General features: G+C 38.3%; 21 protein-coding genes. 13 read left to right on the top strand and 8 right to left on the bottom strand.

The annotated features are described in order from the left end of the window. From AC1M9N_RS11935 to AC1M9N_RS11920, 4 genes are all read left to right on the top strand, one after another. Positions 1-1240 (top strand): DUF2345 domain-containing protein (locus AC1M9N_RS11935; protein WP_481954809.1); only part of this gene is annotated, 1240 nt, incomplete at its 5' end. Beyond that, positions 1237-2685, top strand: coding sequence for a hypothetical protein (locus tag AC1M9N_RS11930; protein WP_481594919.1), 1449 nt, complete (start codon positions 1237-1239; stop codon positions 2683-2685). The genes AC1M9N_RS11935 and AC1M9N_RS11930, both read left to right, overlap by 4 nt. A 4-nt stretch (positions 2686-2689) precedes the next feature. Beyond that, positions 2690-3757: a PoNe immunity protein domain-containing protein gene (locus AC1M9N_RS11925; RefSeq protein WP_481954808.1), complete on the top strand. Its 1068-nt coding sequence runs from the start codon at positions 2690-2692 to the stop codon at positions 3755-3757. Positions 3758-4185: 428 nt separating this feature from the next. Next, the gene (locus AC1M9N_RS11920; protein WP_481594914.1) at positions 4186-4974 is read left to right on the top strand and encodes a hypothetical protein; all 789 of its coding nucleotides are present in this window, start codon (positions 4186-4188) and stop codon (positions 4972-4974) included. 131 nt (positions 4975-5105) lie between these two features. Here AC1M9N_RS11920 and AC1M9N_RS11915 read toward each other — a convergent pair whose 3' ends face one another. After that, positions 5106-5387, bottom strand: coding sequence for a helix-turn-helix domain-containing protein (locus AC1M9N_RS11915; RefSeq protein WP_481594913.1), 282 nt, complete (start codon positions 5385-5387; stop codon positions 5106-5108). A gap of 364 nt (positions 5388-5751) precedes the next feature. Between AC1M9N_RS11915 and AC1M9N_RS11910 the strand changes: the two genes are divergently transcribed. After that, positions 5752-6837 (top strand): Imm72 family immunity protein, encoded by a 1086-nt coding sequence (locus AC1M9N_RS11910; RefSeq protein WP_481611041.1) that lies wholly within the window; start codon positions 5752-5754, stop codon positions 6835-6837. A gap of 87 nt (positions 6838-6924) precedes the next feature. Here AC1M9N_RS11910 and AC1M9N_RS11905 read toward each other — a convergent pair whose 3' ends face one another. Continuing rightward, the gene (locus tag AC1M9N_RS11905) at positions 6925-8637 is read right to left on the bottom strand and encodes an electron transfer flavoprotein-ubiquinone oxidoreductase (RefSeq protein ID WP_481592064.1); all 1713 of its coding nucleotides are present in this window, start codon (positions 8635-8637) and stop codon (positions 6925-6927) included. A 183-nt stretch (positions 8638-8820) separates the two neighbouring features. Here AC1M9N_RS11905 and AC1M9N_RS11900 point away from each other — a divergent pair, with 183 nt between their 5' ends. The 5 genes from AC1M9N_RS11900 to AC1M9N_RS11880 all read left to right on the top strand — a co-directional run bounded on the left by AC1M9N_RS11900 (position 8821) and on the right by AC1M9N_RS11880 (position 13202). Further along, the gene (locus AC1M9N_RS11900) at positions 8821-9432 is read left to right on the top strand and encodes a DUF1285 domain-containing protein (RefSeq protein ID WP_035264966.1); all 612 of its coding nucleotides are present in this window, start codon (positions 8821-8823) and stop codon (positions 9430-9432) included. A gap of 49 nt (positions 9433-9481) precedes the next feature. After that, entirely contained in the window at positions 9482-10366 is an 885-nt protein-coding gene (gene murI / locus AC1M9N_RS11895) for a glutamate racemase (protein ID WP_481592062.1), read from the top strand. A gap of 72 nt (positions 10367-10438) precedes the next feature. Next, entirely contained in the window at positions 10439-11401 is a 963-nt protein-coding gene (locus tag AC1M9N_RS11890; RefSeq protein WP_481586764.1) for a DUF4062 domain-containing protein, read from the top strand. 125 nt (positions 11402-11526) lie between these two features. Further along, entirely contained in the window at positions 11527-12543 is a 1017-nt protein-coding gene (gene hemH / locus AC1M9N_RS11885) for a ferrochelatase (protein ID WP_035264970.1), read from the top strand. A 14-nt stretch (positions 12544-12557) separates the two neighbouring features. Further along, positions 12558-13202, top strand: coding sequence for an MBL fold metallo-hydrolase (locus tag AC1M9N_RS11880; RefSeq protein WP_092768141.1), 645 nt, complete (start codon positions 12558-12560; stop codon positions 13200-13202). A 350-nt stretch (positions 13203-13552) separates the two neighbouring features. Here AC1M9N_RS11880 and AC1M9N_RS11875 read toward each other — a convergent pair whose 3' ends face one another. Further along, positions 13553-13732 (bottom strand): DNA gyrase inhibitor YacG, encoded by a 180-nt coding sequence (locus tag AC1M9N_RS11875; RefSeq protein WP_035264978.1) that lies wholly within the window; start codon positions 13730-13732, stop codon positions 13553-13555. 84 nt (positions 13733-13816) lie between these two features. Between AC1M9N_RS11875 and AC1M9N_RS11870 the strand changes: the two genes are divergently transcribed. Together AC1M9N_RS11870 and AC1M9N_RS11865 are read left to right on the top strand one after the other, a co-directional pair. Further along, positions 13817-14482: a class I SAM-dependent methyltransferase gene (locus tag AC1M9N_RS11870; RefSeq protein WP_481609218.1), complete on the top strand. Its 666-nt coding sequence runs from the start codon at positions 13817-13819 to the stop codon at positions 14480-14482. Further along, positions 14479-15705: a TIGR03862 family flavoprotein gene (locus AC1M9N_RS11865; protein WP_481954807.1), complete on the top strand. Its 1227-nt coding sequence runs from the start codon at positions 14479-14481 to the stop codon at positions 15703-15705. The genes AC1M9N_RS11870 and AC1M9N_RS11865 overlap by 4 nt, the downstream gene beginning before the upstream one ends. A gap of 24 nt (positions 15706-15729) precedes the next feature. Here AC1M9N_RS11865 and AC1M9N_RS11860 read toward each other — a convergent pair whose 3' ends face one another. Continuing rightward, a complete protein-coding gene (locus tag AC1M9N_RS11860) occupies positions 15730-16062 on the bottom strand; it encodes a HopJ type III effector protein (protein WP_035264987.1) in 333 nt (110 codons plus the stop codon). Between the two features lie 119 nt (positions 16063-16181). On the opposite strand from AC1M9N_RS11860, the gene crcB reads away from it, so the two are divergent. Then, positions 16182-16562: a fluoride efflux transporter CrcB gene (gene crcB, locus AC1M9N_RS11855; RefSeq protein WP_481586767.1), complete on the top strand. Its 381-nt coding sequence runs from the start codon at positions 16182-16184 to the stop codon at positions 16560-16562. 73 nt (positions 16563-16635) lie between these two features. On the opposite strand, the gene AC1M9N_RS11850 is transcribed toward crcB, so the two are convergent. From AC1M9N_RS11850 to AC1M9N_RS11835, 4 genes are all read right to left on the bottom strand, one after another. Beyond that, positions 16636-16887 carry a type B 50S ribosomal protein L31 gene (locus tag AC1M9N_RS11850; protein ID WP_035264993.1) on the bottom strand — a complete coding sequence of 84 codons (252 nt, stop codon included), beginning with the start codon at positions 16885-16887 and terminating at the stop codon, positions 16636-16638. A gap of 77 nt (positions 16888-16964) precedes the next feature. Continuing rightward, complete coding sequence (locus AC1M9N_RS11845; RefSeq protein WP_481594925.1) at positions 16965-18257, bottom strand: ABC1 kinase family protein; 1293 nt, start codon at positions 18255-18257, stop codon at positions 16965-16967. A 144-nt stretch (positions 18258-18401) separates the two neighbouring features. Beyond that, positions 18402-19706, bottom strand: a complete 1305-nt coding sequence (locus tag AC1M9N_RS11840) for an MATE family efflux transporter (RefSeq protein WP_481610329.1) — start codon at positions 19704-19706, stop codon at positions 18402-18404. Between the two features lie 99 nt (positions 19707-19805). Next, entirely contained in the window at positions 19806-20267 is a 462-nt protein-coding gene (locus AC1M9N_RS11835; RefSeq protein ID WP_035264998.1) for a DMT family transporter, read from the bottom strand. Positions 20268-20323 lie beyond the last annotated feature (56 nt).

The following is a 20323-nucleotide window of genomic DNA, read 5'->3' as shown; positions in this document are numbered from 1 at the left end:
AGGTGAAGGTTTCGAACTCAGAACAGACCAATGGGGTGCAGTACGAGCAGGCGAAGGCATACTCATCTCCACCTACAAACAAGAACAAGCCAAAGCAAACCATCTCGATGTAAGCGAAGCCAAACAACAACTCGAAAGTAGCTTAAACAACGCCAAAGCTTTGAGTGAAGTGGCACAAAACCAACAAACTGATCCACTGAGCTTACTCGAAAACCTACAGGGCTACCTCAAGAACTTAGAGAGCGAAGACCAAAGCAAAGCCGCGGCTTTTAAACAAGCGATCATGCTCTTGGCTTCACCAAGCTCCATTGCCGTAGAAAGTAACGAAGACATCCACCTCAGTGCAGATGGGCAGATCAACCAAATTGCACAAGGAAGCATTAACACCAGCACCCAAGACAGCATCATCGGACATGCCAGCAAAAAGATCAGTTTATTTGCAGCGCAAGAAGGGGCACGACTGTATGCAGGCAAAGGCAAGATTGAGATTCAAGCGCAAGGGGATGGTGCTGATCTGATTGCTAGAAAGGGTGTGCAGATTATTTCGACGGAGGCAAATGTCGATATCACCAGTGCGAAAGAAATCGTACTGACCGCAGGTGGTTCACAGCTAAAAATAAACGCTTCAGGGGTATTTCCTACGACTGGCGGTAAGTTTGAGGTTAAGGCAGGGCAGCATCAGTTTGTGAATGGAAAGAATGTATCAGCAAAATTTCCAGCTTTACCTACCTTTAAATTATTACCTAATAAAGTGGAATTAAAATACATTTATGATGACTTAAAACCTGTTGCACAAGCTCCATTTAAACTGATTTTTGCTGATGGTTCTGCTCAAGAAGGTGTATTAGATGCCGAAGGTTATGCCAAAGTCACTATTCCTAGTGATAAAACTCAACCTAAAGTCTACTATGGCTTTAGTAGTGTTGAGGCGAAACCAGATAGAGAAAAAATTGATAATCCTTTTAAAGATCAAAAAGTGATGAGTGTTAGTGAAGCTGAACAACTTATTGAGCAATACAACCAACAAGAATTAGATGCATTATTAGATGAATATTTCCCTGATGAAATTGAAGACATGCTCATGTCGAATAATATCGAATACGATGATCATGTAAGCGATTATGAAGAACAATTAATACCACAACAAAATAATGTAGATGATGCAATAGCAGATGATTTAGAAGAAATTTTACTTACAGATGATTCTACTTCTAGATTAGACCTAGGAGATAAACAATGAATACTGCCGTAGCCAAGGGTTCAACGCAAGCTGTAAGAGTAACAGCTAAAGGGGAAGAATCGGCGGCTCAATGGATTAAAGGTGTACTTGATGGTAGTGGCTCCAGTCCCGCTCAAATTATTGTTGCAGTTGTGATAGGTTGTATACCCTTTGTTGGTCAAGGCGTTGATGTCGGGAATGTGATTGTCTCAGTCGTTAAAATATCAGAAAAGCCAGATAATAAAGAGAATTGGTTTGATTTGGTATTTAATCTTGTTGCATTTGTTCCAATTGCTGGTGATGGATTAAAAATTGTTTTTAAACAATTGCGTTCAGGTAAAGCTATGGGAGCTATTTTGGATGCAATACCAAGCAAAACATTACGTGGTGATGTAGATAAATGGTTTAGAACCTTAAATTGGAATACATACACAAGAGAGCTGCAAACAACTAGTAATAAAATTATTGATGGTTTAATTGGCGTTTTTGATAGTTGGATGACACGAGCTGTTCTCGGCAATGCTAAGTTAAAAACATTAGTAACTCAGCTTCAGCAAATGAAGAAAGTTGCCAATCAAAAAATTGATATGGTTATGAAAGAAATGCAAGCAGCCCATAAAAAGGCACTAGCAACTCCTTATCCTAACACTACAGCTAGAGCTCCAATTACGACTCGAACAGCGACAACAACCAGTAGACCAAATCAAAATCCAGCCCCACGAACTCAGCAAAATGGCAATGTATCAAGAAATACTGGAGGAAATAATGTAAGCCCAGGTCGTCAAAATACTTCAACACGACGTCAACAATTACAGCGAAAAAGAAGATCGAATCAAGAACTTGGTTCAGGTGGTGAGCACATTACGGATTATTACTATGTAAAACGCATGAAAAGTCGCTCTAAAATTAATAATAATGGCGTGCTGTACGAATATCACGATACGGGTCATAACGGACTTGATCATGTATGGCATAGTGCTCGACTAGCACATAAGTATCGTATTACAGACAGTAAAGCGACCAATGCACTGAGTCATCGAACACTGATGACACCAAAGGCAGCCATGATGGCATTGAAAATGGGTCTCGATGTTTATATGGCATCAGACCAAGATGATAAGGTTAAACGTTCAGTGGGGACGACTGTGAGTGATGGTGTGCAGATGTCGCATTTATGGATTGCGAGCAAAATAGATGCATCCAAAATTATTCCGAAACATAGTTCATTAATTCGTGATATTAAAACATGGAGAAGAGTCAATTTTAAGGCTTCTACAGAAAGAAGATTAGGGAAAGTTGTTGCAGTACATTGTCCTTATGACCGAAGTTTAGTAACTATAACAGGCGATAAATTTGATCATCATGAAAAATGTAAAGGTTTAAATAAACCCAAATGCACACGGACAGTTACGGCACACGGGATTAAATTAGAATTTGTTTTACCCAATGAGATGTTGGAGAGATAAAAGAATGTCGATACAAGTAAATGATCAAGAAATAGATTGGCAAAAATGGCAATTTTTAGAGATTAATGATGAAACAAAATTTAGAGATAATTTTTTAAATGCCCAAGATTATCATGAAAATTTTGAAGAACTTATAAATGGACTATATACCGTTGTAGATGGATTTAGTCATTATAAAAATGATTCTAAGTTTAGTGGATATATCGCAGCTGGTCACCAAAGAATTAGAGATGCTTTAGATTTGATGTCCTTACAATATTCAGCAGGTGGTGATTTAAATTTTACAAAAGAACTTTACCCGTATCTTCTTCATTGGACAGAAGAATATGCTGAAACGAGTCATCTTTATAATTTAAGCCCTGATGCAGGTGGACGTTATGTTTGGCATATTTCCTTGGGAACTGAAGATTATTGGTATATTGCTTTACGATTGATATGCTTTGGTTTACTGACAGGGTATGCAGATCAAATGAGTCGAATTATGACGATTATCGACTACACAGAAGCAACACCTGAAGGACAAGAAAAAGATGGCTTAATCGAGCGATTGGTTGCTTCATTTGTAACAGATCGAGGCATACCACCGAATGATGCACGTCGTCATTTGCCTTATCGTAAGCTCATTAAAGTTTTTGATGCTGCACCTGAAAAACGTCCAGCGATGATGTTGCAGTACTTAGAAGATTGGTATGAAGCCAGTCGTCGTGAACCTTATCATGATCAACATCCTCAACCTGATATTAGATCAGGTATCAGTTATTTTGGTTATTGGTCATGGGAAGCGGCAGCTGTGACATGGCTATTAGATATTGATGATACAAATTATCGAGAGCATCAATTTTATCCGAAAGATTTAGTCGATTTTGCTAAAGCACAATCAGAAAAAGTACAAACACAAGATTCAGTAGAAAAAATTAAAATCAAAGGTGGGGATAAATGTCCAAAAACAGGTTATTGGACGACTCCAGCCCAACCAAATGAGCGTCAGCACTTTAGTAAAGGTGAGATTTTACCAACGCTTTCTGAACAAGATTGGGGTGAAGTATATTGGTATTTTGATGGTGAAGAATAAAACTATATCGCTCAAGGGGAAACTTTCGTATTTATCGAAGTTTAATAAAAAAACTTTAGCGAGGGTTTTAAAAGACATTACATATTCGAATAGCTCATACTAGCTGCACCCTCATGTATAACCTAAGTAATTTTTTATAACGGATCTTTAGTTAAGATTAATTTGGCTGCGGAAAAATATCACCGTTTAATGTTGGATGATAAAGGCGTGTCTTTTTACATCAGGAATTAAAACTAATAACGAGGTGGAGTCAGAGCAAAGCAAACTTTCTCTTTGGAATACATCCAAGTAGTAATGAACGGAAAAATAACGATTTTTTTAACAAAAGTTTCAATATGAAAAATTATCTGAGTTTAATTTTTGGATTTTCGATATGTTGCCTATTATTGGCTTGTACTCCAAATACGAAAAGTAAAGGAAATGAAATCATGCCACCACAAAGTGCTATTTTACATTTTGGACAGCAAGGATTAAAAGATTTTATTCAATATAGTTATGCGCCAATAGACCGCCAACCTGCGGGGATGAATTTTTTGTCACTAGATTGGAGACCGCCCAAACTGGGACAGGTTAAAATTGTAACTGAACAAAGTAACTTTGAAATTGATAATGTTATTAGTGTAATGGGGACGCAAATTGCACGAATGGGCAATGATGGTGTTTTGATTATGGATGTAACCGCTAGTTTACATGCTAATGAATATACGACTAGAGAAGATGCATATCAGGCTTATGTAAAACTTATGAAGCAAATGAGTGAGAAAAACTGGAAGCAATATTTTTTACCTTATTCGGAACGTATAGATAAAAAAGATAATTTAAAATATATGAGTCAAAACATGGGAGAGGTTATTGACCCTAGCTATATTTTAAGTTTTAAAGAGTGGCAAGAAATGATGGATCTGACTAATGGCCATATGTATTTTAATTTATATAATAGTAATATTAATTTGGCGATATCTCTTTCTAAAACATATAAAGATGATAAAAAAGAACAGTATATGCTGAGATACAGTTTTGAGCATTTTAGATATACTGGTTTCAATGCTATTTCTAACTCAGATGAAATGACAGCAGAACAGTTAAAACAAGCCTTTTTAGATGAAAGAAGAGACAATGAAAAAGATCGTAAATTTAAGGAAGAAAAAATTAAACTAGAAGGCTATCATATTGATGACAGCTATGTAGACCCTGATGTTTGGCAATATATGAAATAGGATATTTGGTGGGCTTTGTTTTAGAAAGTTGTTTGTTAGGTTTGATTTAGCAATATAATTGTGAGACGAGTAAGCCCACACCTAAAATCTATTCGACATCCAACTGGCCTAATTACAATAAAAAGATTTAATTAATCGTGGAAATATTTCGATTTGTTTCGATCTTCAGACTCAATACCTTCGCCTTCAGGCAAACTCTTGGGTAAATTAAATAGATTGGACTTGATCAGGAAAGCCTCTACGTGGCGGACGATTCTTGAAGCCGTAGGCTCTGACACACCATAACTCGTTGCGACATGAAATAATGTTCGATATTCACGCCAATAACTTAAGCTCAGAAGGATTTGATCTTCTACACTTAACTTAGATGGTTTACCTTTAGCAGGTACAAGCATTTTTAGCTGTTCAGCCATTAAATCAAAGGTTGGCCATGAGATGCCTGTATATCGCTTAAACTGTGTTTCAGAAAGCTTATTTTAGTCGATGTATTTCATTCGCAAATTATGCATGAATATTTAAAATTATTCGGTACACATAGTCAGCAAGTGATAGATCGTTTTTTGATTTATGAAAGAGATCTATTGATAAAGTTATTAAAATTCAAAATACAAATTGGAAGGATGCAATCCTACCTAAGGATACAACCGAAACTGTTGAATACCTATTAAATCGAGAAGCTTCAAAGAAAACAGTACAGCAGGGACAAATATTACATGCGACATCAAGTACTAGTCGTGCTAATTCAAGAGAGAGTAGTTCAAATAAAGCAGATAGATAATGAAAGTTGATCAAAAACTGAGATTTAGAGTAATTAATTTTTTAAAAATGATTACAAGTTATAGTTTTTTAAAAAAAATTTACTATCTCAATAAGGAATTTACTGTTGCTTTTGAGAATGCTTTAAGAAAATCTAGTGAAGAGTTTGAATTATTAACTAGACATGAGAGAGAATTATTAATGTATCTCTATGTTCTAGATATTGAAGAAAAAACTTTATTAGATTTTCTAGGAAGTAAGTTCAAAAAAGAAGTCTATTCAGATTTTATATCTGAAAATATACACTCTACAATTTTTGGAAGATATGGTGATGAGCGCGGGCTTGAAAATGATCCTCTATATAAAAAATTAGGAATGGTCGGAAGGGATTCTGGTTGGATATTCGAAAATCTACATGAAAATGAAATAAAAAAGATATGTATTGCAAATGAGTTTACAGCATTTATAAAAATAACCCTATCTGATTTTGATAACGAATATTATATTCCTCATTATCCTTTTTTGTATAAAAAATGGAATTTTGAATCATTTAACAAGTTCGTGTATTGGAGTTTCATTCGCAGTATTAAAGTTGAATTAATTTTCGACAATAATCAAATAAATAGTGATATTGAAATTTTTTCAGGTGAAGAGATCCAAATTTCAGGTATATATGAACCTTGGTTTGAAAAATCCGTCTATCAAAAATTAACCAATGACCCTGAATATAATGTGTATGTTGGTTGCCCAAATTATTTTTTGGAAGGTTCGGAAGCTACTCAATATAAATTAGAAGGCACAGATGATTGGTATGACGTGAAATGGCGGCTTATATGGGAAGACAAACGCTATTTAGACGGAACAATTCCAGAAGAAGAAAAGAAATATATCTTTGATATAGAAAATATAGGAAAACATGCCAATCAACCCGAAACTGAATCAAATGAAAAATTAAGTATGGCGGCTGGGCAGGTTAGCCCTAAAGCAGGCTATTGGTATACAACAGCCAAATCAAATTCACGGCAATACTTTAAAAAAGGCGATATTTTTCCTGATTTTGAAAGTGATTGGGGCGAGATGTATTGGCAGTTTGATGGAGAAGAATAAAACTATATCGCTCAAGGTGAAAACTTTCGCATTGATGGAAGTTTAATAAAAAACCCGCTTTCGCGGGTTTTTTGATCTCAAACGAGATTACATATTCGGATAGTTCGGACCACCCGCACCCTCAGGTACAACCCAAGTGATGTTTTGTGACGGATCTTTAATATCACAAGTCTTACAGTGAACACAGTTCGCAGCATTAATTTGGAAACGCTTAGAACCATCATCATTTTCCATGATTTCGTATACGCCAGCAGGGCAGTAGCGCTGAGCAGGCTCATCCCATTGAGGAAGGTTAACATTTACTGGAATTGATGGATCAGTTAATTTTAAATGCGCTGGCTGGTTTTCTTCGTGTACTGTATTTGAAACAAACACTGAAGATAAACGGTCAAATGTAAGCTTACCATCTGGTTTTGGATAGTTTGGTTTGAAGTTCACTGCATCAACAGTTTTTAAAGCACTGTAATCAGGTGTCAAATCACGTAAAGTGAACGGAACTTTAAATACATTTTGATCGATAAAGTTGAATGCGCCACCGAAGAATGTACCAAACTTATGCATTGCAGGGCCAAAGTTACGAGCATTATATAGCTCTTCTTTTAACCAACTGTTGTTAAATTTCTCTGTATATGACGTTAACTCTTTAGCAAAGAAATCTTCGCCTTCTGTCACACGAGCAATTGCAAGGTCGCCGCCTTTTTCTACACCAGCTTTAATTGCTTCAAATACAGCTTCACCACATAACATGCCTGATTTCATAGCAGTGTGTGAACCTTTAATTTTTGCAAAGTTCAAGAAGCCAGCATCATCACCAATTAAGCTTCCACCTGGGAAGGTGAATTTAGGAAGAGAGTTAAAACCACCTTTAACCACTGCACGTGCACCGTAAGAAATACGTTTACCGCCTTCCAATACATCTTTAATTAATGGATGTGTTTTCCAACGTTGCATTTCCATGAATGGATACATATGAGGGTTTTGGTAAGATAAGTCGACAATCATACCCAATGATACTTGGTTATTTTCAGCGTGATATAACCACCAACCACCAGATGAACCAGTTTCAGTTAAAGGCCAACCCGCACCGTGCATGACTTTACCTGGTTTGTGCTTCGCTGGATCGATTTCCCAAAGTTCTTTAATACCGATACCGTAATGTTGAGGATCAGCGTCTTTATCTAAGCCGAATTGAGCGATTAGGCGTTTACCTAAATGACCACGGCAGCCTTCAGCGAATAACGTGTATTTCGCATGGAGCTCATAGCCTGGGGTAAAGTTATGTGTTGGCTCACCATCTTTACCAATACCCATATCACCTGTTTGGATACCTTTTACAGTACCATCAGCATGATACAGAATTTCCGCTGCTGCGAAGCCCGGGAAAATGGATACTTCAAGCTCTTCAGCTTTTTGTCCTAACCAGCGTACGACGTTACCAAGAGAGATGACATAGTTACCGTCGTTGTGCATTGTTTTAGGCACAAAAGCATGAGGCATTTTTTGAGATTTTTGATCTGAAAGAAGGAAGTACGTTTCATCTTCTGTAACAGGTACGTTTAAAGGCGCACCTTCTTCTTTCCAATTTGGGAACAATTCATTAATAGCGCGTGGTTCAAGCACTGCACCAGAAAGAATATGCGCACCTACTTCAGAGCCTTTTTCAACGACACATACAGATAAATCGTTGAGGTTGTTTTCAATTGCAAGTTGACGGATTTTGATCGCAGCTGAAAGACCCGCAGGGCCCGCTCCAACGATTACAACGTCAAACTCCATCGATTCACGTTCGATGTGTTCCATAAAGGACTCCTCATAAAGTAAAGGGTGGCAACCGATAATTCCGACGGTGCTGCCATGAGTGTTCTTAGTTGCAGGTACAATTTTGCTCTCGTACCTTTTATATATTTTGCGCTAGTATAGGTTCAAACCTTGATCAAGCCAATTGGCTGAGTCGCTTTATTTTCCGTCAGCAGGGCATAAACCATGGTAAAACAAAATGATTCTATAACAGCACAGCCTGATTCACTTGTACCTGATGATAAAAACTTAATCAATATCGTACAATATCTAAAAGATGCACAGTCAAGTCACAAAAGGTCAATCCCACCTCTTGAACAATGGAACCCAAAGCATTGTGGCTCAATGGATTTGAAAGTAAAAGCGAATGGTGAATGGTGGCACGAAGGTCAATTGATTAAAAGACAAAGCCTCATTGACCTATTCTCGACAGTACTGTGGAAAGAAGACAACAAATTTTACTTAAAAACACCCGTTGAGCAAATCGAAATTGAAGTCGAAGATGAACCTTTATTGGTCAATCAGGTAGATCAAGTCGAGATTCAAGGGCTTTCTTATCTACAGCTAACAACGACCACTCAAGATCTCATTATTGTGGATCAAGATCATCCAATCTTTATGCGTGATTTTCAAGGAGAGATGCGTCCTTACGTGCATGTGCGTTTCGGCATCAACGCATTGATACAACGATCAACTTTTTTTCATTTAGTTGAAATGGGGGAGTTGAGCGAAAATGAGCAAGGTGAATCAGTTTTGAATTTAAAAAGTGGTAATCTGCTATTGCAATTAGGGACTTGAGGTTTAAGCTTAGCCCATTCATTTAAGCATTATAAAAGTAGTCGTTGAGATGTCTGCAATTTTACCCCAACCGAGCTCTAATGAGCCTATGCCTCATGCACTTGAACATGCCCCTATTGGGATTTTCGACTCGGGGATTGGTGGTTTATCAGTTGCATTGGAAATAGCAAAATATTTACCCAATGAGCATATCCTTTACTATGCAGATACAGCTCATGTCCCTTATGGTCCGCGCGAAGATCAAGATATTCGTCAGCTCACAGCACATGCAATTGAGTGGTTGTATCGTCAAGGATGTAAAGTTGCGGTTGTTGCGTGTAATACGGCATCAGCTTTTAGTCTGGATTACTTAAGGACACATTATGGTGAGCGATTTCCGATCATTGGGTTGGTTCCTGCGTTAAAACCTGCAGTGTTACAGACACAGTCTAAAGTGGTGGCTGTATTGGCGACTCCAGCGACTTTTAGAGGCCAGTTAATCAAGGATGTAATGCAGAATTTTGCAGATCCTTTAGGTGTTAAAGTTCATCAAGTCACCAGTTTGGATTTGGTTCCTTTCGTGGAAGCAGGGCAACAAAATTCGCAAGCCTGTATTGCAACATTACAACGGATACTTGATCCCGTCATGCAAGATCAAGCCGATTATTTGGTGTTGGGTTGTACGCATTATCCATTTTTAAAATCAGCAATTGAGCATCTTTATACAGAGCGACTGACTTTGGTTGATTCAGGATTTGCTGTTGCACGCCAAACAGCAAGAGTCCTTATCAAAAATAAATTCAATGCTACTCAACCATATGACAAATCAGTGCAGTTGCGTTGTGTCGTCAGTGGCGGAAATGCGCTTGAACTTCAGCCTGTACTTCAAAATATGATCGGGCATGAAATACTATGGTCAATTGAAAATTTAACTGATACATTCGAAGAAGAATGATCAATATCAAGCTATATATTTTAAGCCTTATGAGTAAGGCATTTTTACCTAGATGCAGGATTGGATTAAGGCATGCTAGATAAGCGTTACCAAGTGTTTATTACAACTTCTGGTAAAGAGATGCAGCCAGAGCGTATGGTTGTGTCTCAAACGCTGATCGGTATGGGTTTTTTTTCATGGGGTTTAGAACAAAGAACACCTGTAACAACCGCTTTTGCACGCCGTCAAATTGATGATTGTGATTATGTACTTCTGCTTTTAGGAAGCCAGTATGGTGAGCAATCTGTCTCTGGTATTAGTTACATGCACTTGGAATATATCTATGCCGTGACTAAGCAAAAGCCCATTATTGTATTTATGCATGAACAGCCAGAATCGCGTGAGGAGCATTTACGAGAGCATGAAGTGGATCTTCAACAGCGCTTTCAAAATTTCCGTCAACAGATCATTCGAGAAGTTGATCAGGTCGTATTTTTTAAAAGTGCTCGTGAATTAGAGCTAGCACTCAGGTCTCATATGCCTCAAATGCTTGAACGTTACCCTGTTTTGGGTTGGGTAAGACCACAAAGCATTCAAGCAAAACAAGATGAGATTGATCGATTAAGAGCTCAGCTGGCACAAGCAAAAATGGAACAAGCCAAATCTGAAGTCGATCCTTTTCTATCTTTGCCTAGAATAGAGTGGGATGATCAATTCAGTTTTGATTATCGTATGCATGCCTATGTTGATAGTCATTTTAAAGAAATTATTTGTATACGTTCCATGCGATGGCATGAAATTTATACTGTTCTTGAGTCTCAATTTTCCCAAGCAACACCAGAAGATTTTTATTCTAAAGTGTTGAATCAGTATTTGACTGATACGGGGCTGGTCGATGCTCAATTGCAACTTCCTAAGGCACATATGGTATCTAGAGCACAGATTAATGTACGTGCATTGCATACCATCAAGCAACAAATGCGTAATAATGAATGGATCGTTCCTGTAGGACGAGATGATCGTCAGCGGATGTTATGGAAATGCATGAATAAATAGATCAAGTTCATATGATAGTTTTTCTCTTTCATTCACATTTTAAAAAGCAATCATAAAATCACGCCGAATTTACTTAGACTCTGATAAAGTATTTCTTAATTAAACAGTGAATTGATGTGGATCAGATGTCTGAGTTAAAGCCGAAAATCACCGTAATTATTGCCAACTTGGGAACACCAGATGCCCCTACAGTGCCTGCGGTACGAACTTTTCTAAAACAGTTTTTATCTGATCAGCGTGTGATTGAGATTCCATCGTTTTTGTGGAAAATTATCTTACATTGTTTTGTTTTACCATTTCGACCAAAGCATGTTTCTGAAGCATATGCGCAGGTGTGGAATGGAGATTCCCCTATGCGTGAAATTCTGTTGAAGCAAACAGATTTAATCCGTCAAAAAGTTATTCAAGATTATCCAGATTTTGATGTTCAGGTCGTTCCTGCGATGACTTATGGTCATCCTAGTATTCATGAGGTTCTAAAAAAACTTACTCAGACACCGCAAGATCACGTCATTTTATTTCCACTTTTTCCTCAATATTCAGCGACATCTACAGCACCTTTGTATGATGCATTGGCGAAATGGGTTTTAACGCAGAGAAATTTACCTGGCTTAAGTTTAATACGCGATTATTATCAACATCCAAAATTTATTCAGGCTTTGGCAAAGAGTGTTCAGGTTTTTCAGGCGCAACACGGTAAAGCGGAAAAATTATTAATGTCTTTCCATGGGATTCCTCAGCCTTATGCAGATAAAGGTGATCCATATGCCGACCGTTGTAGGGTTACAGCGAAAAAAGTCGCAGAGGCTCTGGGATTACGTGACGATGAATGGGCTATCAGCTTCCAATCACGATTCGGTAAACAAGAGTGGGTCAAGCCATATACAGATGCGTTGCTGACTGAGTGGGGACAACAAGGAGTTCAATCTGTCCATGTTCTCAGCCCTGCTTTTTCAGCAGATTGCTTAGAGACTTTAGAAGAGTTGGCTGTGGAAAATGCCGAAACCTTTAAAACAGCGGGCGGGAAAGACTATGCCTATATTCCAGCGTTAAACACTGATGCAGCACATATTGATTTGTTGGTCGATTTAGTAGAAGCTCAACTGGATGCACTCAAGATTACCCTCCAACATTCTGCGTAAATTTAAAGGTTCCTATGCTTCAAGTTAAAATTATTCCTGTGACAGCATTTCAGCAAAATTGTTCATTGGTTTGGGATCAAGAGACCAAAGAAGCTGTGTTAATTGATGCAGGTGGTGAGCCTGAAAAAATTATGCAAGTTGTGCAAGAGTTAGACTTAACAGTGAAGGAGCTATGGTTAACTCATGGTCATCTTGATCATGCTGGTGCGGTCGGAGCATTGGCGAGAGAGTGGGGTATTCCAGTAATTGGTCCTCATAAAGAAGATGCATTTTGGTTAGATATGATTCAGGAAGTTTCAGCACGATATGGGTTTCCGATACCTGAACCTGTTGTGGTTGATCAGTGGCTTGAAGGTGGTGAAACTTTAAAATTAGGGGATGAATCCTTTGAGGTTCGATTCGCTCCCGGTCATACGCCTGGCCACGTCATGTTCTATAATGCTAACTATGGCTTGTTATGGACTGGCGATGTTCTTTTCAAGGGTTCAATTGGTCGAACAGATTTTCCCAAGGGAAATCATCAACAGTTGCTAGATTCCATTGAGAGAGAATGTTTTAGTTTGCCAGATGAAACACAGTTTATTTCAGGGCATGGTCCAATCAGTACCATTGGCTATGAGAAAAAGTTTAACCCGTTTGTGGCAGGTAAAGCTGGTTAATTAAAAACGAAAAAAGTGATCTCGATTGATGTCATTCAATTCCCAAAAGAGAAGGGCAGCGGCTAACACAAATAGTGCAGAGATTAAAATCAAGACGAAATCATGTTGATAAATGCCTAGACCTGCAAAAAGGAGGCCTAGGCAAGTTAAAATTATACTGAGTGTGAATGTGAATTTATAAAGTCTCATGTATTTATGAAAGTAGAATTGTTGTTTTAATGTGATTGTTATCACAATATCACAACACAAACTTAAATAAAATCACATTTATTGAGTTTTCTTAAAAAAGCTAATTTTTTGTTTGTGTAAATATAATTGAATTATTCTTTTAATATTGAGCAAAGTTGGCATTATTCATGATATTCCCCTTGATCAGCTTGAGGAGAATCCTGTGTCGGAAGGCGATATTCATCATTTGCCCAAGCCCCTAAATCGATAAGTTTGCATCGTTCAGAACAAAATGGACGAAATTCATTGCCAGTCCATTGACTAGGCTGTCCACAGCGTGGGCACGGAAATGTTTTTGGCATAAATCAATCCTAGTAAAATAAAACAGCTAAAATAGGCAAAAGCATCTAGAGTTGCTAGACTTGTCGCGTTTTCATAAGTTTGATCTGATTATGCCGATTCGTCAATTTCAAGCACAGCGTATGCATGCGCCACGCGACTTTCTACCGATTCTAGCTGAACCACTATGTGTTGAGATTGGGGCGGGTAAAGGTAAACATGCTTTATTGTTTGCGCAACAAAATCCGCAAAGACAACTAATCGCGATTGAACGAACTAGAGAAAAATTTCTAGCGATGCAAAAACAGCATCAACTAGAGGGACAAACCAATTTGCGACCTGTACATGCAGATGCAATCCCTTGGATCGTACATGCGCTATTTCCACAGCAAGTTGAAGATTTTTTTATTTTATATCCGAATCCTGAACCTCATAATCCAGCGCAACGTTGGTTGAATATGCCTTTTTTTGAATTTTTACTGTCTCGATTGCAACCGAATGGTACGATCACTTTAGCCAGCAATATTCCTGAATATATTGACGAGGCAGAGCAACAACTGCTTAATGTCTGGAACCTTTCTTATGTTAAAGAACGAATCTCTTCAACTTCGGCAAGAACGCATTTTGAAGTAAAGTATCTAGAGCGTGGTGAATTATGCCAGCAGTTGATTATTCAAAAACCTGAAGCGTACCAAACTCGCTTCGATCACTTTATGCCTCTGCAAGGGCAAATGCCGATCTCTTCTGAAAATCAACAAACGAATAATCTATGAATTTGGAATATTCAAAGCGAATCGCAATCGTAGGCGCAGGTCCAGCAGGCTTAATGGCTGCTGAAGTTTTATCTGCTCATCCTGCATTTGAAGTTCATATTTTTGAACAAAAGCCTTCAGCTGCACGTAAATTTTTGATGGCAGGTAAAACAGGTTTAAATATTTCTCATGCCGAACCTATCGATCAATTTATTGGTCGTTATGATCATGCCGAATGGCTTGCACCTTGGGTAAAAAAATGGGATGCGCGTTGGATTCGAAATTGGATGAAAAACCTAGGGATTGAATCCTATGTTGGAAGCTCTGGTCGTATATTTCCCAATGAAATGAAAGCAGCTCCATTACTGCGTGCTTGGTTAAAAAGTTTAGTAGATACCAAGGTCAATTTTCATTATCGGCATCAAATTACCGCGCTTAATCAAAATGAACTGACAGTTTTTGATACTCAATCCAATTCAATACGAACTGAGCAATTTGATGCGATTGTATTGGCGTGTGGCGCTGTGTCATGGGCACAGTTGGGTAGTGATGGGGCTTGGCAGTCATGGTTAGCTAAAGAAGAGTTAAAAGCGTTTTCCCCGAGTAATGCTGGTGTAGTCAGAGCTTGGTCTTCGTATATGGAACCTGTATTTGGCTCGCCACTCAAACGAGTTGAAGCTTGGGTGGATCATCAGCCCAAAGCTAAGGGTGACATCGTGATCACCCATTATGGTTTGGAGAGTGGGTTGGTCTATAAGCATGGTCGGGCACTTCGAACACAATTGCAATATCAAGATTCCATGGTTTTAAATTTAGATTTACTGCCAGAATTATCTGAGCATGAAATCATCTCTAAACTTAAGAATGCTAAGAAACAAAGCATAAATAATGTATGGCGAAAATTGGGATTAGACAATGCAAAGTCAAATTTATTACGTGAATTGACCTCAAAGCATGATTGGGCGATTGCAGAGAAAATGGCTCAGCATATTAAACATTTATCTATCAAACTAGACGGTTTTAGACCCATTGAAGAAGCCATTAGCTGCGCAGGTGGTGTACGGGAAATTGCCTTGACTAAACAGTTACAGTTGAAAAGTAATCCAATTGTTTTCTGCTGTGGAGAGATGTTGGACTGGGATGCCCCGACAGGTGGTTATTTACTTACAGCATGTTTTGCAACAGGTCGAGCAGCAGGATTAGGTGTAATTGAATACCTAAATAAAACTGTTGAAAAAGACTAGCCAAGCGCTAGTCTTTATTTATGATTATTTCGCAGTGAGTGCATTTCCTTCAAATTTAATGCCATCCCATCCATGAATCATGAATTGACGGATATTTTGATGATCTGATGCTTCAGGTGTCGCCAGAACAGAAGCGTAGTGTTCTGCAAAAAGCTGTAATGTTTGTTCTTGAGAAAGACCATTTAATTTGGCAAAGGAAAAAACTTTAGCACTCCCTTGATTTTCATTACTGGCATTATATTGTTGACCATTACTAAATGCGGTTGGCGTATGTGTATAACCTGCTTCAATAAATGAAATTACGTCGGCAAATTTTGCTTCGCCATTTTTTAATTGTTCCAATAATGCTTGAGCCATAATTGAGTCCTTACACGTTTAAATTTGCTACATCTTAACGAAAAAACGCGTGAATCCAAGACAATAATTCGTTACTTTTTAAGGGGGAAATATGATCAATACACGAGAACGGACATAATATGAGTTGGTTATGGGTAGCATGTGGTGGAGCGATTGGTGCAACACTTCGATATATGACCAGTATGTGGTTCATGCAAAATGCAGATCAATTTCCATGGGCAACTTGGATTGTGAATATCTTGGGCTGTGTTCTAGCAGGGGGATTTTTTGCATTCAGTTTACAATATCCTGTATTACAACATGAGGCTCGCCTATTTTTTATGGTTGGCATATTAGGTGGTTTTACCACATTCTCAAGTTTTGGCTTGGAAACTTTTCAATTGATAAAATCTGGGCAATACAATTTGGCACTGATGTATGTTGTGAGTAGTATCATGATTGGACTCTTGGGATTGGTTTTGAGTTTTTCCTTTACTCAATTTTATTTAACCCATAAATAACGATAAGAATAAAAAAAAGCCTAAATTGGAGGAGTAAATTTAGGCTTTAAAATAGTGAGAGTCGAAAATTTTATTATTTACGTTTAAAGCGACCGAAACGCTTATTGAAACTTGCCACACGTCCTTCATTATTAGCTTGACGGACTTCACCAGTATAGAAAGGGTGCGAAGCACTTGAAATATCTAGCGTGACATAGGGGTAAGTTTTCCCTTGATATTCTTTGGTTTGCTTTGACTGAATCGTACTACCGATGATGAAATACTGATCTGCGTTGGTATCATGAAACAGTACTTCATGGTATTCAGGATGAATATTGGGACGCATGGAAACACTCCGAATTATTTATATAATGTTATAATATAACATAACAACAATGAGCATTGTAAGGTCTTGTTAATTTTTCAATTAGGAACGAGCGTTTCAAACAAATCATTGAGATTGTCATCGACTTTTAAGTTAATCAGATTCCAATAGTGTCCAGAAATAGTACGATTGACCATTAATGTGTCTGGAGAGGGCTTAAATGTATCCCAATACTTAAGTGATTTTTTCACTAAAATGACGCCATCATGATGAGATGAGTTTTCAGCAAAATTGTATTGAGTGGTAAGGGGTCTGAGCAACACTTCTAACCATTGTTTGTAAAGTTCCTCAGGGAATTTTCCTGTTTCAGCAAGAGCATCCAATGCGAATAAATGCTGTTCAATCTCTTGGATATTTTCAGCACGACCAGCGCGAACTAATTTTTTAAATCGATCCACCAGTTCAGCAGATAAGGTTTTAACACCACCGAAATCATAGATGATGACACTACCATCGGAGCGGAAAGCAAAATTGCCAGGATGCGGATCACAATGAAAGCGTTTTAGATAGAAAATCTGATGGCCAAGAGCCTGAATTAGTCGACGACCAATTTCGTTACGTGTTTCAAGCGGCCAAGTGCTTGCTGTTTCAATATTGTCACCTGCTTCTAAGCTCAATGTAAGAACTCGTCTGCTGGAATAATCTTTGAAAACTTGTGGGATAATAATTTTAGAATCCAATGCTTGATGGAAGGTTCTAAATACCTCTAAATTTTGCGCTTCAATTTCATAGTTGAGCTCTTCGTGTAAGCTGTCTTGAATTTCTGCAAATAATCGATCTTGTAATTTTTTATCGACTTTTAATACACCCATCAAACGTAAAGCCAAGCGGACTTGTTTTAAATCGCTTTCGCATGCTTCATCTACGCCTGGGTACTGTACTTTTACAACGACTTCTTGGCCATTTTTTAAGGTTGCTTTATGAACTTGCCCAATCGAAGCTGCTGCAAAAGGTTGTTCATCAAATGTTTTAAAAACATCTAACAGTGGCTGACCAAGTTCTTTTTCAACTTGTTGCTTGATTTGCTGGAAGGGCATCGCAGGGGCTTGACGTTGTAATTTAGCAATAGCCTTTGCGACTTCAGGCGGGAAAATATCTTTGTATTGTGATGCAATTTGACCAACTTTCATTACAGCACCTTTCATTTCCCCAAGGGTGTCTGCAATTTGAACACCAATGTCTTGAAAGAGCTTACTGCGTGCTTCGTTTTTTTTATCATCATCTGCATTAAAGGTGCGGATAGAGTTGGACACGGTTTTAGTAGCAATACTTGCAGTCATACCTGCGAGTTTCATGAAACGACGGCCGGGAGAGCTCGCTTTGTTTGCCATGAGTTGAGAACCTCGATTCATTATTTTCATCTTCTGATTTGATCATAGGCGACAAATCAAAAGATGCATATTTGAAATTGTTAATGAGTTGTAAGTAAATGATTGGCAAAAAAAAATAAATCCCGAGCATTCGGGATTTATTGTTCATGATGATTGACTACGCTCAAGTCGCTGATTATTCATATATAAACGTCCGAGTAAGAGTACACAGGCAATACTTAACCCCACGATCAATCCAATCCATACACCCGCAGGACCAATGTTGGTAAATCTAGAGAGATATACGCCTACAGGGAATGCAATCACCCAATAGGCAAGCATAGTAATCCACATAGGACCCTTCGTATCTTGCATGCCTCTTAGACATCCTGCAGCACTGATTTGCCAAGCGTCCATCAGTTGGTAAGCAACAGCGAATAGAACCAAGTAAACCGCAATTTGAGTCACCAATACATCAGAGGTATATAACGCGACAATTTGATGGCGGAAGACCCACAATAAAACCATGGTCATTACTGCCAGTACAGTACTTGTTGCTAAACCCAACCATTGGACTTTACGCATAGATTGGTAATCCTTTTCACCATAATACGTTCCCACTCGGATGGTAAGTGCGATCGCGAGAGACATCGGGATCATAAATAATTGTGACGTAATGGAGATGGCGATCTGATGCGCTGCTACCGTAATTTCACCCAATGGACTCAATACAATTGCTGCAGTACTGAAAATACTGACTTCAAAGAAGATAGCCAATCCAATTGGGAAACCTAAAGCAAGGATGCGTTTTAACCAGTAGCGATCAATTTTTTCAAAATGACTAAAGGGTTGGGTTTTTTGATATGCCTGATTATTCAAGATATACAATGCCAACGTGATCAGCATCAGCCACTGTAGAATTGCCGTTGCAAATCCACATCCAGCACTTCCCAATGCAGGAATTGGACCTAGACCATACATAAACACAAAATTAAGCGGAATAAGTACGACTAAGGCCATTAAACTGATCACAGTCACTGGGCGTGGATTACCAATCGCCTCAGAGTATCCTCGTAGTGCAGCAAACATGGTGACCGCTGGCATACCGAATCCAATCGCATGTAAAAATAGGCCAGCTTTATGGTGAAGTGATTCTGGAACGCCAAGAAGAGGAAGCGTATAGGGGAGAATCTGTAAGACTAGACCAGCAATAATCCCGAGAACTAAAGCAACCCATAATGCTTGTCGTGTAATAGTGGCAATTTTCTCTGGAGTCCTCGCACCGTTTGCTTCAGCAACCAACGGCGTTGTTGCAATCATAATACCGCTAAATAGCAACATGACAGGAATCCAAAGACCTACCCCGACAGCAATTGCCGCTAAGTCTAATGCAGATAAATGTCCTGCCATAATAGTATCAATCAGTCCTAATCCTGCTTGCGAAAATTGCGTAATCAAGATTGGGATCATGAGATGAAATAGTTTTTTTAATTCATAACTGATGTTGGAAGTTGCAGTCACATTAGACACAAAAATTACTCATCGTTTTTATGTGCTTAGAATGAAGGTTTAGCGTTGTAAAGTGAGAAGCACACCTATAAAAATCACCACGCCACCCAAAATGCGCTGCCAATTAATGGCAATTTTTTCTGTACCTAAAATTCCAAAATGGTCGACTATCATGGACATAACAATCTGTCCAAAAATAATTAATGCCGATAAGGTTAAGAAACCTAATTTAGGTGCGGAATAAATACTAATACTGATGGCATAAACACCTAAAAAACCGCCAAGCCAAAGATGCCAAGGAATTTGTACAATTTCGCTCAATTGTGGTTTTTCAGTCTGTTGAAAAAAAACCAGTATTGCGAGAACTATTGTACCAATCAAAAATGATAAAAGTGCAGCTTGTAATGGAGAATATAAATATTCACGTAATTGTGTGTTAATCGCAGTTTGGAAGGTCATTGCGATTCCGATCCCCAGCGCTAAAGGGATAAAGAATAAAAATTGGCTCGCGACTTTAAACATAAATGCACCCACGTCCTTGTTTTATATTGAGTGTAAAGTAAAAACTGAATCAGTTC

The organism is Acinetobacter sp. ANC_7655 (assembly GCF_056784015.1).
This window is presented reverse-complemented; position numbering and strand designations above follow the sequence as displayed.